Genomic DNA, 15,377 nt, shown 5'->3' on the forward strand with positions numbered 1-15,377 from the left:
CGCTTCACACTTCTCTCGGAATTGCGTCAGCGCGACCTGATCGAGCGCTGGAACTCGGCCGGCGTGCGCCCGTAAACCTGTCTGAAGGCGGAACTGAAATGGCTGTGGCTGGAGAAGCCAAGGTCCATACCCAGTGTCGTGAGATTGTCGTAGCGGCCAAGCAGGTCGAGTGCACTCGCCAGCCGCAGGCGCAGATGATAGCGATAGAGCGGCATGGCCTCGACCTGCTGGAAGACCTGCGTCAGATAGACCGGCGAGACGCCGACCTCGGCGGCAATTTCCGCCAGTGTCCAGCGTCGTGACAGATCCGAGGACAGCACAAGCTTGGCGCGGTCGACCAGCTTCTGCCGTCCAGCGCTGGCGCCGGCGACATGCGAGGTGCGCTCGCCAAGAGAGCGCCGAACCAGCGTCAGTGCCAGGGTTTCGGCCTCGAGTGTTTCGGCGATTTTGCGGCTCAGGCTGTGGCGCAGCAACGCCACCAAAGCCTGTGCTCGCGGGTCGATGCGCCGGCGCTGGCGGCGAAACGCTGGAGCGGCACCGCCGATGCGCAACTGTTCCTTCGGCGCCAGTTCAAGCAACTGCGCCTCCTCGATGACGAGATCGAGGCAGGAATCGCCGCCCTCCACGGGATGGCTGATTTGATAGGCTTCGGCCTCGTTGAAGAACAGCAGTTGATTGGCTTCGGCCACGGCGTCGTTGCGGCCGACATGGCGCACGAAGACGCCGCGGTAGGGAAACACCAGGTGCGTGGCCGACGTGCACTCCTCTTCGCCCCTGTGCCGGCATTCGCCGCTGCAGACGACGTCGCGCACCCTGACAGTGCCGGTGTCCATAAGCGCTTGCACGGTGAATTGTGACATGGCCGTTGAGCTCTTTCCTTGCGCCGAAACATGGTTCCGGCCTTGCGAGGGCACTCTACGCAATCGACCCGTCCGTTCCTGTCAGGAGACTTCCAGACAGGCCGCTCCTCAATCCCACAGCCGGCGCAGAGAATCAGAGTAGGCTTCGCCGCGCGACAGACCGATGTCCTTGAGCTGGTCGTCGGTCATTTCGAGCAAAGCGCGACGGCTTCGGCGTCTCTCCATCTGGCGGTTGATCCAGCCGGCCGCCGCAATGAATTGTACACTCAGGAAATGCCGCATGGTTGCGGTGTGGATCGTCGGCGCCCGTGCCGGAATTGCTGCTGTATGGTCCGAACGCATCGCTCAATCCTCACTAGTGCCGGCCGCGGAGGCGCCGGCTTCGTTTAGCGCCAGTGCGCACTCCTCGCAGCAGACTTCGACGGTCTTGCCGCCGACCTTGACGCGGATCGGGTTGGCGTCCAACTGGCAATCGCAGGCAGCGCAGGTTTTCTCGGTCATGATCTCATCTCCATGGCGTTCAGTTCGACGCGGGCAGATTGAGCATTCCGGAACGACGCGGCTGTCAGAATCTTTAGCACTTTGCGTGCCGCGGCCGCTGGCTGGCTCACGCAACTGACAACGCGGTGTCAGTAGGCGCCGTCTATGGAAGGGGCAATGCAGAGGGGGAACCAGATGCGCGGAGCGTTCGTCGACGGCACGTTCCTGTGCGAGGATGTCTTCGACGGGCGCCCGATCCGGTTCCTGTGGTCAGGCATCACAGAGCAGTCCGTGCGCCGGGAGCAGGCCTTTTCAGCGGATGGCGGCGCCGCTTGGGAACCAACTGGATCATGGGGTTTGCCCGTCGGGCGTAAGCCGGTAATCGGCGTCCGTCAGGCCGTCGGATCGTCAGAGCCTGGGATGAAGGCGTCGAAAGCGGCGAGCAATTGCTCGCGGTAGATGTCGGCTTCCTGCAGGATTTCGTGACGGGAGCCGTCGATCATCAGCAGCGAACCGAGCCGCAGACGCCTGGCGTAGGCCTCCACGGCCTTGGTCGAGACGACCTGGTCGGCGCCGGCGGCGATTATCAGCAAGGGAACCTGTATCCGAGCCATGAAGTCGGGATCACTGACGGCTTCGGATGCCTCGGCGGCCGCCTTAAGCCAGCGGATCGTGGGGCCGCCAAGTGCCAGTTGCGGGTACTCTTCGTAAATTCGTGTGTTGCGCCGATAGCGCTCCGGGTCCGACGTCAGCTTGTTGGTCTCGAAGGGGGCCGTTGCCTTCGGCCGCGGACCCCACGCGGCGTATAGGCGGCCGAGGCCGACAGCGCAAAATAGCGAACAGACGCGGCGAACCGTCGATATCGAGACCGGCAGATCGGGCAGCGTCAGGAAGGGCGCGATCAGCACCATGCGCCGCACACGGTTCACCATCGAGGGTACGGCAAGGAGGGTTATCAATGCGCCCGCCGAATGCGCCAGGATGTAGTACGGCCCACGGCAATCGGGCAGCACGATCTCCTCGAAGAACTGTTCGAGGTCCGCCGTATAGTCGCGGAAGCTCCGGACATAGCCGCGCTGGCGATCACGGATCAGCCGGTCGGAATCGCCCTGGCCGCGCCAGTCGAGGGTAGCAACGCCAAAGCCGCGATCGGCAAGGTTGCGGATGGTTTCGAAATATTTCTCGATGCACTCGTTGCGGCCGGTGAGGAGGACCACGGTGCCCCTCATCGGGCGAGCGACCGCGCCGAACAGGCCGTAGCGGATATTCTTGCGGTCACGCGTAGTGAAGAAGCCACCGGTGGCGTTTTCCGGCCGCGGATTGCCTTCAATTTCGTGAAAAAGGGAGTTCTCGGTGAAAAGATCCGTCATTCGGCGCTTCGTGCTCGGCGTCTCGCATGCCCGCCTGCGCTGGCCGGCTCCGCCAAGGTGATAGACGCCCAAGCGCAAAAAGCCAAGGAATTCCCGGTGACGGGAGGCTGCAACGGGGAAGGCCGGAAGCCGCTTGAAAGCGTGCTTCCGGCCTCTGTCGATCCGGGAGGAAGGGACGTTAACACCCGGTCGGCCTCGTTGCGGTGCCTATTGTACAATCGGCGCCGCCAGTCCTTGATCCTGGAGTGCACTTTAGCGCCGGCTGTCTGAACGCGCGCCGAAGCGTCGGTTCATCTGCCGTTCATCAAGAACCAGCCGCACGGCTTTTGCCGCTGGGCGAAATCTTGAAATGCTTTCGAGCGCTCCCCAAATGTCTAATGCGGCCGCCAATGTCGGGGCCGCTGGTCCATCCGAAACGCCGCTCAAGGGTTTCGCGCCGGCCATACGCAAACCATGTTGCTCAACAGGAGAACACCTCATGCGTCACGTTGATTTTTCCCCGCTCTATCGTTCGACCGTCGGCTTCGACCGTCTCTTCACCATGCTCGATTCGCTTGCGCAGCCGGATGGCGCGCAGACCTATCCGCCCTACAACATCGAGCGCACCGGCGAGGATTCCTATCGCATCTCGATGGCGGTTGCCGGCTTCTCGGACGAGGAAATCTCGATCGAAGCCCATCGCAATGTGTTGACCGTGAAAGGTGAGCGCAAGGACGAAGGCACCGGCGAAGGCTCCGAACTGCTTTACCGTGGCATTGCCTCGAGGGCTTTCGAGCGCCGCTTCCAGCTTGCCGACCACGTCGAAGTCGTCGGTGCTTCGCTGAAGAACGGCCTGCTCTTCGTCGACCTCAAGCGAAACATCCCCGAAGAGCTGAAGCCGCGCAAGATAGCCATTACGGCGTCTTCGGCCAAGGCCAAGCAGATCGAGGCAAAGACCGCCAACTAAACCAATAGCCTCCCAAGGCAAAGGCGGCGCTGAAAGGCGCCGCCTTTTTTGTTGTCCGGGACATCAAGCGATCAACTGGCCGAACCGATCGACCTCGTCGGCCGTCGTCGCGAAGCTGGTGACGAAGCGATAGAGCAACTCGTCCTCACCGATGTGGCCGTCAAAGCCATACGGCTTGTGCCAGTCGTAGAAGGCAGCCCCCGCCGCCTGCAGCTTTTCGGCTTCGTCCTTCTTCATCACCGCGAACACCTCATTCGCCTGCGGCAGCCATGCCAGCTTGGCCGTGGCCGAATCCTCGATCGCCGCGGCAAGGCGCGCGGCCATGGCGTTGGCGTGGCGGGCGGTGTCCAGCCACAAGCCGTCCCTGAAATAGGCCTCGAACTGCGCCGCGACGAAGCGCGATTTCGAAAACAGCTGGGCGGCACGCTTGCGCAGGAAGGCCAGTTCCCTGGCGCGGTCGAGATCGAACAGCACGATCGCCTCGGCGCACCAGCAGCCATTCTTGGTGCCGCCGAAGGAGAGGATGTCGACGCCGCGTTTCCAGGTCATTTCGGCTGGCGTCGTCTCGAGCGCGACCAGCGCGTTGGCGAAGCGGGCGCCATCCATGTGCAGGGGCACCGAATGTCGTTTGGCGATCGCCGAGATCGTCTCGATCTCATTCAGCCCGTAGATGGTGCCGACCTCGGTCGACTGGGTGATCGAAACAGCCATTGGACGTCCCCAATGGACGATTTCGGACGCGAAACGGCCAATGGTCCTTTCCAGATTGTGCGGGTCGATCTTGCCCAGCGCGCCATCGATCTCATGCAGGCGCGAGCCGCCGGAAAAATATACCGGCGCGCCGCATTCGTCCTCGATGACATGCGATTCGCGGTGGGCGAAGGAAATGCCGCCTGGCTTGTTGTAAGCGGTCAGCGCCAGCGAGTTGGCGGCCGTGCCGGTGGCGACGAAGAACACCGCGACCTCGCGTTCGAAAATCTCGCTGAAGCGCTGATAGACCACCTGGTCGAGCGCACCGTCGCCATAGGCGGTGGAAAAGCCGCCGGCCACGGCCGACAGGCCGGCAACGATATTGGGATGGGCGCCTGCCCAATTGTCGGAAGCGAAGAACATGCATCTGCCTATGTCTTGGGAATCGGGTTTTGGGGAAATCGGGTTTTGGGGAAATCAGCCTGAAGTTGACCGGTTTCGCGCGCTGATCGCAAGGGGCCAGACGTCGGAAAATCGGTAAAGCCAGTCAGCTGGCAAGGCAGCAGCCCGCGACTGAACCTTACGTTTTTCCTCAACTTCACGTAATTTTCTGTCGCGAACGGTCCAAGTTTTTTGTGAATCGGTCTTGTGTGCGTCCGTGATTTCTGTCATAAAAATTTAGGACAGTAGTGCTGTCTTATTTTGTCGCACAAAACGAGCTGGATTGGCGTATCATTTGGGCCTCTCCGGCTGTTGCTGCGAGCGACAGGTGGACGGCCTCAATCTGGCCTGTACGAATACGAACCATGCGGAAAGCCGCTTGGTTCGGCAAGGATTTCGCAAGACGTGCCACAAGGATCAGGGTGAGCCAAGCGCTTGCCGAGGCAAACCAGCGCCCGAAGGGCTGGAATGGAGGACAGGAGATGACGGACATGACGCACTCTGCGACGAACGGCCAGGCCGCGCAGACGAAAGCGGCAACCGTCAAAAATATGCTCCGATCCAACACCGGTTTTTCGGCTCAAGGCCTCTACGATCCGCGCAACGAGCATGACGCCTGCGGCGTCGGTTTCATCGTCAACATGAAGGGCGTGAAGTCGCATCAGATCGTCAAGGACGGGCTGGCCGTGCTCGAAAACCTGACGCATCGCGGCGCCGTCGGCGCCGATCCGCTGGTCGGCGATGGCGCCGGCGTGCTGGTGCAGCTTCCAGACCGTTTCTTCCGCGAGGAAATGGCGGCCCAGGGCATCGACCTGCCGCCGGCGGGTCAATACGGCGTCGGACACTGGTTCATGCCGCAGGACGCGGCACTTCGCGCCCATATCGAGGACATCATTGCCGAATCGGCGCAATCCGAGGGGCTTCCGCTCATCGGTTTCCGTGACGTGCCCGTCGACAATTCGTCGCTGTCGAAGGCGCCTGAGATAGTGGCGTCCGAGCCGTTTCATCGGCAGATCTTCATCGGCCGCACGCCAGACATTACCGACGACGAGGAGTACGAGGCCAGGCTCTATCTGCTGCGCAAGGTCATATCGGGCCGCATGTATGCCGAGAACGACAACAAGGACATCGGCGCCTATTGCGTGTCGCTGTCGGCGCGCACCGTCGTCTACAAGGGCATGTTCCTGGCCTATCAGGTCGGTGCCTATTACAAGGATTTGGTCGATCCGCGCTTCGAAACCGCGCTGATCCTCGTCCACCAGCGCTTCTCGACCAACACCTTCCCGTCGTGGAAGCTGGCGCATCCCTATCGCATGGTCGCCCACAATGGCGAGATCAACACCGTGCGCGGCAACAACAACTGGATGGCGGCGCGGCAGGCTTCGGTCGATTCCGAACTGTTCGGCAACAACATCTCGAAGCTTTGGCCAATCTCCTACGATGGCCAATCCGATACCGCCTGCTTCGACAACGCGCTCGAGTTCCTGTTCCAGGGCGGGTACAGCCTCAGCCACGCCATGATGATGCTGATCCCGGAAGCCTGGGCCGGCAACAAGCTGATGGATGCCGATCGCAAGGCCTTCTACGAATACCATGCGGCACTTATGGAGCCGTGGGACGGACCGGCGGCGGTGGTTTTCACCGATGGCCGCCAGATCGGCGCCACGCTCGACCGCAACGGACTGCGCCCGGCGCGCTACATCGTCACCGACGACGACCGCGTCATCATGGCCTCGGAAGCCGGCGTGCTGCCGGTGCCGGAGGAGAAGATCGTCAAGAAGTGGCGTCTGCAACCCGGCCGCATGCTTCTGATCGACCTGGAGAAGGGGCGCATCGTCTCCGACGAGGAACTCAAGTCGGAGATCGCGGCCAAGCATCCCTACAAGACCTGGCTCGCCAACACGCAGCTCATCCTGGAAGATCTGAAGCCGGTCGAGCCGCGCGAATTGCGCAGGGACGTCAGCCTGCTCGATCGCCAGCAGGCGTTCGGCTACAGCCAGGAAGATACCAAGCTATTGATGTCGCCGATGGCGACGACAGGCCAGGAAGCGGTGGGCTCGATGGGTACCGACACGCCGATCTCGGCGATGTCGGACAAGTCGAAGCTGCTCTACACCTATTTCAAGCAGAACTTCGCCCAGGTCACCAACCCGCCGATCGATCCGATCCGCGAGGAACTGGTGATGAGCCTGGTGTCCTTCATCGGACCGCGGCCGAACATCTTCGACCTGGTCGGCAATTCGCGCCGCAAGCGGCTCGAGGTGCGCCAGCCGATCCTGACCAATGGCGATCTCGAAAAGATCCGCTCCATCGGCCACACCGAGGACCGCTTCGACACCAAGACGATCGACATCACCTATGGCTCCGCCGAAGGGGCCGCGGGCATGCAGGGCGCCATCGACCGATTGTGCGAGCGGGCGGAGGCGGCGGTCGCCGGCGGCTACAACATCATCATCCTGTCCGACCGCCAGGTCGGGCCGGACCGCATCGCCATACCGGCGCTTCTGGCGACGGCCGCGGTCCATCATCACCTGATCCGCAAGGGGCTGCGCACCTCGGTCGGCCTCGTCGTCGAATCCGGCGAGCCACGCGAGGTGCATCACTTCTGCTGCCTTGCCGGCTATGGCGCCGAGGCGATCAACCCGTACCTAGCCTTCGATACGCTGCTCGACATGCACAAGCGTGGCGAGCTGCCGAAGGAAGTGGACGCCTACGAAGTCGTCTCGCGCTACATCAAGTCGATCGGCAAGGGCGTCCTCAAGGTGATGTCCAAGATGGGCATCTCGACCTACCAGTCCTACTGTGGTGCGCAGATTTTCGACGCGATCGGGCTGAAGACCGATTTCGTGCAGCAATACTTCACCGGCACCGCTACGCTGATCGAAGGCGTTGGGCTGGACGAGATCGCGACCGAGACGCTCAGCCGCCACAATGACGGTTTCGGCAACGACCCGGTGCTGCGCAACAGCCTCGAGGTCGGCGGCGAATACATGTTCCGCATGCGCGGCGAGGCGCATATGTGGTCGCCCGACGCGGTCGCCACCTTGCAGCACGCCGTTCGCCAGGGATCATGGGAGACGTTCAAGGACTATTCCGCCCAGATCGACAGCGAGACGGCCCGCGCCCAGACCATTCGGGGCCTGTTCAGGCTCAAGCTGGCGCAGGAGACCGGCCGCAAGAAGGTCGCGCTCGACGATGTCATGCCGGCGGCCGACATCGTCAAGCGGTTCTCGACCGGAGCGATGTCGTTCGGCTCGATCTCGCGCGAGGCGCACACCACGCTGGCGCGCGCCATGAACCAGATTGGCGGCAAGTCGAACACCGGCGAGGGCGGCGAAGAGGCCGACCGCTATCTGCCGTTGCCTGGCGGCGGCAAGAACCCCGAACGCTCGGCGATCAAGCAGATCGCCTCGGGTCGTTTCGGCGTCACGGCCGAATACCTCGTCAATTCCGACATGATGCAGATCAAGGTTGCGCAAGGTGCCAAGCCCGGCGAGGGCGGCCAGCTGCCCGGCCACAAGGTCGACGCCACCATCGCCAAGGTCAGGCATTCGACGCCGGGCGTCGGGCTGATCTCGCCGCCGCCGCATCACGACATCTATTCGATCGAGGATCTGGCGCAGCTGATCTACGATCTGAAGAACGTCAATCCGGCGGCCGACGTGTCGGTCAAGCTGGTCTCGGAAGTCGGCGTCGGCACGGTTGCGGCGGGCGTCGCCAAGGCGCGCGCCGACCACATCACCATCTCCGGCTATGATGGCGGTACCGGCGCCTCGCCGCTGACCTCGCTCAAGCATGCCGGCAGTCCGTGGGAAATGGGCCTTGCAGAGACGCATCAGACGCTGGTGCTGAACGGCTTGCGGTCGCGTGTGGCGCTGCAAGTCGATGGCGGTCTGCGCACCGGCCGCGACGTCATCATCGGCGCGCTGCTTGGCGCCGACGAGTTCGGCTTCTCGACCGCGCCGCTTATCGCGGCCGGCTGCATCATGATGCGCAAGTGCCATCTCAACACCTGTCCGGTCGGCGTCGCGACGCAGGATCCGGTGCTGCGCAAGCGCTTCAAGGGTACGCCCGAGCATGTCATCAACTTCTTCTTCTACGTGGCGGAAGAGGTTCGCGGTCTGCTTGCCGAGATGGGCTACACCCATATTGACCAGATCATCGGCGACACCGACCTTCTGGAAAAGCGTGACCTGATCGTACACTGGAAGGCGCGTGGACTCGATTTCTCGAAGATGTTCTTCAAGCCGGATGCCCCGCATGAGGCATCGCACTGGACCGAGCGGCAGAAGCACCCGATCGACGACGTGCTCGACCGCAAGCTGATCGAACTGGCGAAGCCCGCGCTCGAAAGCAAGCAGCCGGTCAAGATCGAGGTCGACATCCGCAATGTCGACCGCTCCACGGGTGCCATGTTGTCGGGCGAAGTGGCCAAACGCTTCAGGCACAAGGGCCTGCGCGAGGACACGATCTCGGTGAAGCTCACCGGTACCGCCGGCCAGTCCTTCGGCGCGTTCCTGGCGCGCGGCATCTCGTTCGAGCTTGTCGGCGCCGGCAACGACTATGTCGGCAAGGGCCTGTCGGGCGGGCGCATCGTCATCCGGCCGCCGGAAGAGGCCAAGATCGTCGCGGCGGACTCCATCATCGTCGGCAACACGGTGCTCTATGGCGCGACCGAGGGCGAGGCCTATTTCGCCGGTGTCGCCGGCGAGCGTTTCGCGGTGCGCAATTCGGGCGTGGCGGCAGTCGTCGAAGGCGTCGGCGACCATGGTTGCGAGTACATGACCGGCGGCATCGTCGTCGTCATCGGCCAGACCGGCCGCAACTTCGCCGCCGGCATGTCGGGCGGCGTCGCCTATGTGCTCGACGAGGCAGGCGATTTCGCCGAGCGTTGCAACATGGCGATGGTCGAGCTGGAGCCGGTTCCGGAAGAAGACGACCTGATGGAAAGGTTGCTGCACCATGGCGGCGACCTTGATCACAAGGGTCGCGTCGACGTGTCCGGCGACATGACCAGCCATGACGAGGAGCGGCTCTACCAGCTGATCTCGAACCATGTGCACTACACCGGTTCGGTGCGCGGTCGCGAGATCCTCGACGACTGGACGACATTCCGGCCGAAATTCCGCAAGATCATGCCGGTCGAATACCGCCGCGCGCTGATCGAGATGGAGCGCATGCGCATGGGCGTGGCGGCGGAATAGATTTGGAATTGCCGGGAGGCCCAGGTTTCCCGGCCCGTCTTCATCGATAGTTTGACCTCGTGCGAAAGGTTGCCATGGCTGCCTCAAGAGGTTAACGGGTGCGGCGAAAACCGCACCATCTGGACAGCAGGAACTGGACTATGGGCAAGGTAACGGGCTTTCTCGAAATCGACCGGCAGGTGCACAAGTACCAGCCGGCCTCCGACCGCATCCGGCATTTCCGTGAATTCACGCTGCCGATGTCGGACAAGGAGGTCGAGAAACAGGCCGCGCGCTGCATGGATTGCGGCATTCCGTTCTGCCACGGACCGACGGGCTGCCCGATCCACAACCAGATCCCCGACTGGAACGACCTCGTCTACAATGGCGACTGGGACAACGCGATCCGCAACCTGCATTCGACCAACAATTTCCCGGAGTTCACCGGCCGCATCTGCCCGGCGCCCTGCGAGGAAGCCTGCACGCTGAACCTCGAGGACATTCCCGTCGCCATCAAGACGGTTGAGCAGGCGATCGCCGACAAGGCCTATGAAACCGGCCACATCAGGCCCTATCCGCCGGAGAAGAAGACCGGCAAGCGTGTCGCCGTCATCGGCTCCGGCCCAGCCGGCATGGCGGCTGCCCAGCAGCTCGGCCGCGCCGGCCACGACGTCCATGTCTATGAGCGCGAAAGCCGGCCCGGCGGGCTGATGCGCTACGGCATTCCCGATTTCAAGATCGAGAAGCACTATATCGACCGGCGCATCGAGCAGATGCAGGGCGAGGGCGTGACCTTCCATTGCGGCGTCAATGTCGGTGTCGACAAGCCGGTTGCGGAGCTGCTCGCCGAACATGATGCCGTGCTCTATTGCGGCGGGTCCGAAACGCCGCGCGCGGCCGGCATTCCCGGCGACGATCTCGGCGGCGTGCACGACGCGATGCCGTATCTGGTGCAGCAGAACAGGCGGGTCGGCGGCGAACCGATCCAGTCGGTGGCGTGGCCGTCGCACCCGATCATCGCCGGCGGCCAGCATGTCGTCGTCGTCGGCGGCGGCGATACCGCGTCCGACTGCGTCGGCACGGCTTTCCGCCAGGGTGCGGTGCGCGTCACCCAGCTCGACATCCGTCCGCAACCGCCTGAGAAGGAAGACAAGCTTTCGGTCTGGCCCTATTGGGCGACCAAGATGCGCACTTCGTCCTCGCAGGCCGAAGGCGCGGAGCGTGAATTCCAGGTGGCGACACTCGAATTCATCGGCGAGGAAGGCCAGCTGACCGGCGTCAAGTGCTGCGAGGTCGACGACAAGCGCAAGCCGATCGCCGGCAGCGAATTCGTCATCCGCGCCGATCTCGCCTTCATTGCCATCGGTTTTGCCGGACCGGCGAAGGCCGGTGTGGCGACAGAGCTGGACGGTGAGATGAAGATCGTCACCGACAACCGCCGCTCGAGGAATGTCGAGGCCAATGACCGTGACTATCGCACCAGCGTCGACAGGCTCTATGCGGCCGGCGACGTGCGCCGCGGCCAGTCGCTGGTCGTCTGGGCGATCCGTGAAGGCCGCCAGGCGGCACGCTCGATCGACGAGGCATTGATGGGATCGAGCGTTCTCCCGCGCTGAGCCAAACGGCCTCAGAGCCGCTCTGCGATACTAACGATTGATCGCGGTCGTGGTGTCGGTCGCGGCTGCAGCCTTCGGCGGCCAGGAGAAATCGTCGGCGCGGCCGGGGGAAGCCGCCGGGGCCTTGCCTTCGACCACGAGCTTTTCACCCGGCAGGTCAGGGTTGGCCTTAGGCGGCGGTGCCGCGCCGAGCAGCTCGGAGCCGCCATCGAGTGCCGGATCGCTGAGCAGCATCGGCGCGGTGCGGTCGATGACGATGGGGGCCGCGGCCGGTGCCGGCGCCTCCACGGGAGCGCCCGCCGGAGCGGAAGCCGTGACCACGCTTCCCGGCGCGGTCAGGCCGAGAATCTTCAACAACGGTTTTTCGGTATAGAAGGCGAGCTTGCGCTTGCCTGCCTTCGAGACGTTGATGCCGTCATCGGCGCGCAGTCGCACCGGCTGGCCGTTGATGTCGGGACCGCTGGTGACGAAGGCACCGTTCTCGTCGACGAAGCCGTCCCAGATATCGACGAATTCGCCGCCGTGGCTATCGGCTGCCTGGTGGTAGATGTCGTTGAAGGCAAGCATGTCTGAGGTCATCTTCGGTACCCGGAACGCCGGCATGCCGACCCACAGGAAAGGCACCTTGGTCGCGGCGATGGCTCTGCCGAACGCGTCGGTGCGACGGTCATATTCCTTGGTCCAGGTCTCGGAACGTGGTTGTTCGCGCACGTCGCCGACTTTCATCTGTTGGCGGTCGTTGGAGCCCAGCATGACGATCACGGCGGCGGGTTTTTCGGTCTCGATCAGCGACTTGATCTGTTCGGGCCAGTTGTAGAAGTCGTCGCGCACGAAGCCGGACGAACCATTGCTGCGAACGACGATCCTGACGCCCGCATTCCCGGCAAAGGCGGTGTCGAGGCCTTCGGCGAGGCCCGCCGCCATGAAGTCACCGACCACAAGGACGGTTCGGGCGTCCGGCGCCTTCTCGACCACCGGGGTTTCCGGTTCCGCGGGCGGGCGCGGCGCCCGGGGTTTTTTCGCCTTTGGCCTGGGCCTTGCCCTCTGGATATCCAGCGGCGGCTCGAACCGCTCGCTGCGGCGCGGAAACAGGAGGTCGCGCAACGACCAGCCGTGGTTTTGCTGCTCCTGCGCCATGGCCGGCGCATGAAAGGCGCCAGCCACGCCGACGGCGAGCACGACGATGGCCAGAATGAGCACCGGCATGCGACGGACAAGTCCTGCGATGCGCGGAGCCGAAGCCAATCGTTTCCTCCATCCCTTGGCGCAGTCCTGCCGAAAAATCGCATCGATTTTTCGGGAAATGCCGCGCCAACCAGATTGCTACAGTGTCCTTTGCGCGCCCGAAAGGCCGCGCGGCACCGCAGGCGGCTCTATTTCTGCCGGAGCCACTTCAGCACTTCCATGCTCGGATAGCCATCCTGGGCCAGGCCGGCGCTGGCCTGGAAGGCCATGATGGCTGACTTCGAGCCGTCGCCGATCTTGCCGTCGAACTTGCCATCGTAAAGGCCATGCTGGGAAAGCCGCTTCTGCAGCTCCTGCCTTTCCTCGAAAGTGAGCTTGGTGAAAGGCCGCTTCCAGTCCTGCACGAGACCGCTGGAGCCGGCGATCTCGTCGGCAAGAAGACCGACGGCAAGCGCATATTTGTCGGCATTGTTGTAGGCTTTGATGACCGAGAAATTCTTGATCATCAGGAAGGCTGGCCCGCTGCGGCCGTCGGGCACCTTCAGCGTCGCCTTGTCGGAGCCGTTCTTGAACGGCTTGCCGTTGGCCCTGACCACGCCGAGAGCCTGCCATTGCGACAGCGTCTTGGAGCCGCCGGGAAGTTTGCCGGCAGGCACGGCAACCTCGTAGCCCCAGGTCTTGCCGGCCTGCCAGCCATTCTTCTTCAACAGGTTGGCGGCCGTCGCCAGCGCATCGGGGATAGAATTCCAGATGTCGCGCTTGCCGTTGCCGTCCATGTCGACGGCATAGTGCAGATAGCTGGTCGGGATGAACTGGGTGTGGCCCATGGCGCCGGCCCAGGATCCGCTCAGATGGCTTTCGTCGATATCGCCGGTCTGCAGGATTTTAAGCGCGGCGATCAGCTGGGTGCGGGCGAATTTCGCCCGCTTCGGATCGGCATAGGCCAAGGTCGCCAGCGAGCGCACGACATTGCGCATGATGTCGTCGCGCTTGAGGATCTCGCCATAGTTCGATTCCATCGACCAGATGGCCAGCAGGATGTAGCGGTCGACGCCGAACCTTGACTCGATCCTGTCCAGCCACGGCTTCCATTTCCTGGCCATCTGCTGGCCGACGGAGACCGATTGGTCGTGGACGCGGTTGTCGAAATAGTCCCAGGCAGGGGCCGTGAATTCAGGCTGCGTGCGCGCCTTTTCCAGCACCACCGGGTCAATATCCCTGATGTCCCTGAAGGCCTGGTCGTAAAGGGCACCGGAAACGCCGCTCTGCACGGCGGTGGCGCGGAAGCCGGCAACCCACTGCCGGAAGCCGGCATCGGCGAAAGCGGGGCCGGGCATCAGCAGGGCGAGCGAGAGGCTGGCTGCCGCTATGACGCTGGTAAAACGTTTTGCGGCATTGCGAACGGACATCTTTTCCTCCTTCTCTGTCTCAGGAAAGACCATTCATCGCCGAACCAGGTTAGGAATTAGTTTACCATAGGTGCCGCCGGGAAGGAAAAGACGCCTCGAAGCTTTACTGGTAACGTTCCCCCCTATCACCCAGTAATCCTCAATTCCGGCGTGAAAATGTCTTGAAACGGGGATTGCGGAGCTGGCCATCAAACGGATAATTGACAGCATGAAGAGAGTTCGCAAGGCAGTGTTCCCGGTCGCCGGTCTCGGCACACGGTTTCTCCCGGCCACCAAGGCTGTCCCCAAGGAAATGCTGACCGTCGTCGACCGACCAGTCATCCAGTATGTGGTGGATGAAGCGCGCGAGGCCGGCATCGAGCATTTCATCTTCGTCACCGGCCGCAACAAGGCCGTCATCGAGGATCATTTCGACATCCAGTTCGAGCTCTATGACACGCTGGCCCAGCGCGGCAAGGACGATCAGCTCGCCCGCCTGCAACGGCTGCAGCCGGCGCCGGGGCAGACCAGCTTCACACGCCAGCAGGTGCCGATGGGGCTCGGCCACGCCGTCTGGTGCGCCCGCGAGCTCGTCGGCGACGAGCCCTTCGCGCTTTTGTTGCCCGACATGATCATGCAGTCGGAGAAGAGCTGCATGAAAGCAATGGTCGAGCTCTACGAGGAAACCGGCAACAACATCATCGCCGTGCAGGAATGCGATCCCGCCGAAGCCCACAAATACGGTATCGTCGGCCGTGGTGAGGATACGCATCACGGCTTCCGCATCACCGAGATGGTGGAAAAGCCAAAAACCGGCACCGCGCCGTCCAATCTCTACATCAACGGCCGCTACATCCTGCAGCCCGAGATCTTCAAGATCCTCGAAGGCCAGGAAAAGGGCGCCGGCAACGAGATCCAGCTCACCGACGCGATGCTGAAGCTGGAAAAGCAGCAAGCCTTCTATGGCTATCACTATCAAGGTCGCACGTTCGATTGTGGATCGCCGGAAGGCTTTGTCGAGGCCAATGTCGCCTTCGCGCTGTGGCGCAGCGACATGAACGGGAACATGGCCGGCGTAATCCGCACGCTTCTCGATGAGATAAGACCGTCGGAGAGGCGCGGCGCCGCCTAGGTGTGAGCTTTCAGAGGGTTGTCCATTCGGACCGGACCGAGGAGACTGGAGTTACCAAGCTGCAGCACTCACCGGAGGGTCCGAAT

Annotated in this window: 11 protein-coding genes; 4 read left to right on the forward strand and 7 right to left on the reverse strand. The window is 62.9% G+C overall.

All coding sequences use genetic code 11. The annotated features are described in order from the left end of the window. Positions 1 to 26 precede the first annotated feature (26 nt). From NKI73_RS20725 to NKI73_RS20740, 4 genes are all read right to left on the reverse strand, one after another. Positions 27 to 860: a helix-turn-helix transcriptional regulator gene (locus NKI73_RS20725; protein ID WP_352632764.1), complete on the reverse strand. Its 834-nt coding sequence runs from the start codon at positions 858 to 860 to the stop codon at positions 27 to 29. 108 nt (positions 861 to 968) lie between these two features. Further along, entirely contained in the window at positions 969 to 1,202 is a 234-nt protein-coding gene (locus NKI73_RS20730) for a YjiS-like domain-containing protein (protein ID WP_352632765.1), read from the reverse strand. Positions 1,203 to 1,205: 3 nt separating this feature from the next. Further along, entirely contained in the window at positions 1,206 to 1,361 is a 156-nt protein-coding gene (locus tag NKI73_RS20735) for a hypothetical protein (protein ID WP_352632766.1), read from the reverse strand. 371 nt (positions 1,362 to 1,732) lie between these two features. After that, a complete protein-coding gene (locus NKI73_RS20740; RefSeq protein ID WP_352632767.1) occupies positions 1,733 to 2,710 on the reverse strand; it encodes an alpha/beta fold hydrolase in 978 nt (325 codons plus the stop codon). 478 nt (positions 2,711 to 3,188) lie between these two features. Here NKI73_RS20740 and NKI73_RS20745 point away from each other — a divergent pair, with 478 nt between their 5' ends. Next, positions 3,189 to 3,656: an Hsp20 family protein gene (locus NKI73_RS20745; RefSeq protein WP_109659260.1), complete on the forward strand. Its 468-nt coding sequence runs from the start codon at positions 3,189 to 3,191 to the stop codon at positions 3,654 to 3,656. Positions 3,657 to 3,719: 63 nt separating this feature from the next. Here the strand turns inward: NKI73_RS20745 and NKI73_RS20750 are convergent, their stop codons facing one another. After that, positions 3,720 to 4,769, reverse strand: a complete 1,050-nt coding sequence (locus tag NKI73_RS20750) for a threonine aldolase family protein (protein WP_352632768.1) — start codon at positions 4,767 to 4,769, stop codon at positions 3,720 to 3,722. A gap of 500 nt (positions 4,770 to 5,269) precedes the next feature. Between NKI73_RS20750 and gltB the strand changes: the two genes are divergently transcribed. Together gltB and NKI73_RS20760 are read left to right on the forward strand one after the other, a co-directional pair. Continuing rightward, complete coding sequence (gene gltB, locus NKI73_RS20755) at positions 5,270 to 9,991, forward strand: glutamate synthase large subunit (RefSeq protein WP_352632769.1); 4,722 nt, start codon at positions 5,270 to 5,272, stop codon at positions 9,989 to 9,991. 140 nt (positions 9,992 to 10,131) lie between these two features. Continuing rightward, positions 10,132 to 11,586, forward strand: a complete 1,455-nt coding sequence (locus NKI73_RS20760) for a glutamate synthase subunit beta (protein WP_352632770.1) — start codon at positions 10,132 to 10,134, stop codon at positions 11,584 to 11,586. A 30-nt stretch (positions 11,587 to 11,616) separates the two neighbouring features. Here NKI73_RS20760 and NKI73_RS20765 read toward each other — a convergent pair whose 3' ends face one another. After that, positions 11,617 to 12,831 carry an SGNH/GDSL hydrolase family protein gene (locus NKI73_RS20765; protein ID WP_352632771.1) on the reverse strand — a complete coding sequence of 405 codons (1,215 nt, stop codon included), beginning with the start codon at positions 12,829 to 12,831 and terminating at the stop codon, positions 11,617 to 11,619. A 128-nt stretch (positions 12,832 to 12,959) separates the two neighbouring features. Next, positions 12,960 to 14,180 (reverse strand): lytic murein transglycosylase, encoded by a 1,221-nt coding sequence (locus NKI73_RS20770; RefSeq protein WP_352632772.1) that lies wholly within the window; start codon positions 14,178 to 14,180, stop codon positions 12,960 to 12,962. Positions 14,181 to 14,388: 208 nt separating this feature from the next. Here NKI73_RS20770 and galU point away from each other — a divergent pair, with 208 nt between their 5' ends. Next, positions 14,389 to 15,291 carry a UTP--glucose-1-phosphate uridylyltransferase GalU gene (gene galU, locus NKI73_RS20775; RefSeq protein ID WP_502899241.1) on the forward strand — a complete coding sequence of 301 codons (903 nt, stop codon included), beginning with the start codon at positions 14,389 to 14,391 and terminating at the stop codon, positions 15,289 to 15,291. The last annotated feature ends 86 nt before the right edge of the window (positions 15,292 to 15,377 follow it).

The organism is Mesorhizobium sp. M0496 (genome assembly GCF_040321205.1).
GTDB lineage: Bacteria > Pseudomonadota > Alphaproteobacteria > Rhizobiales > Rhizobiaceae > Mesorhizobium.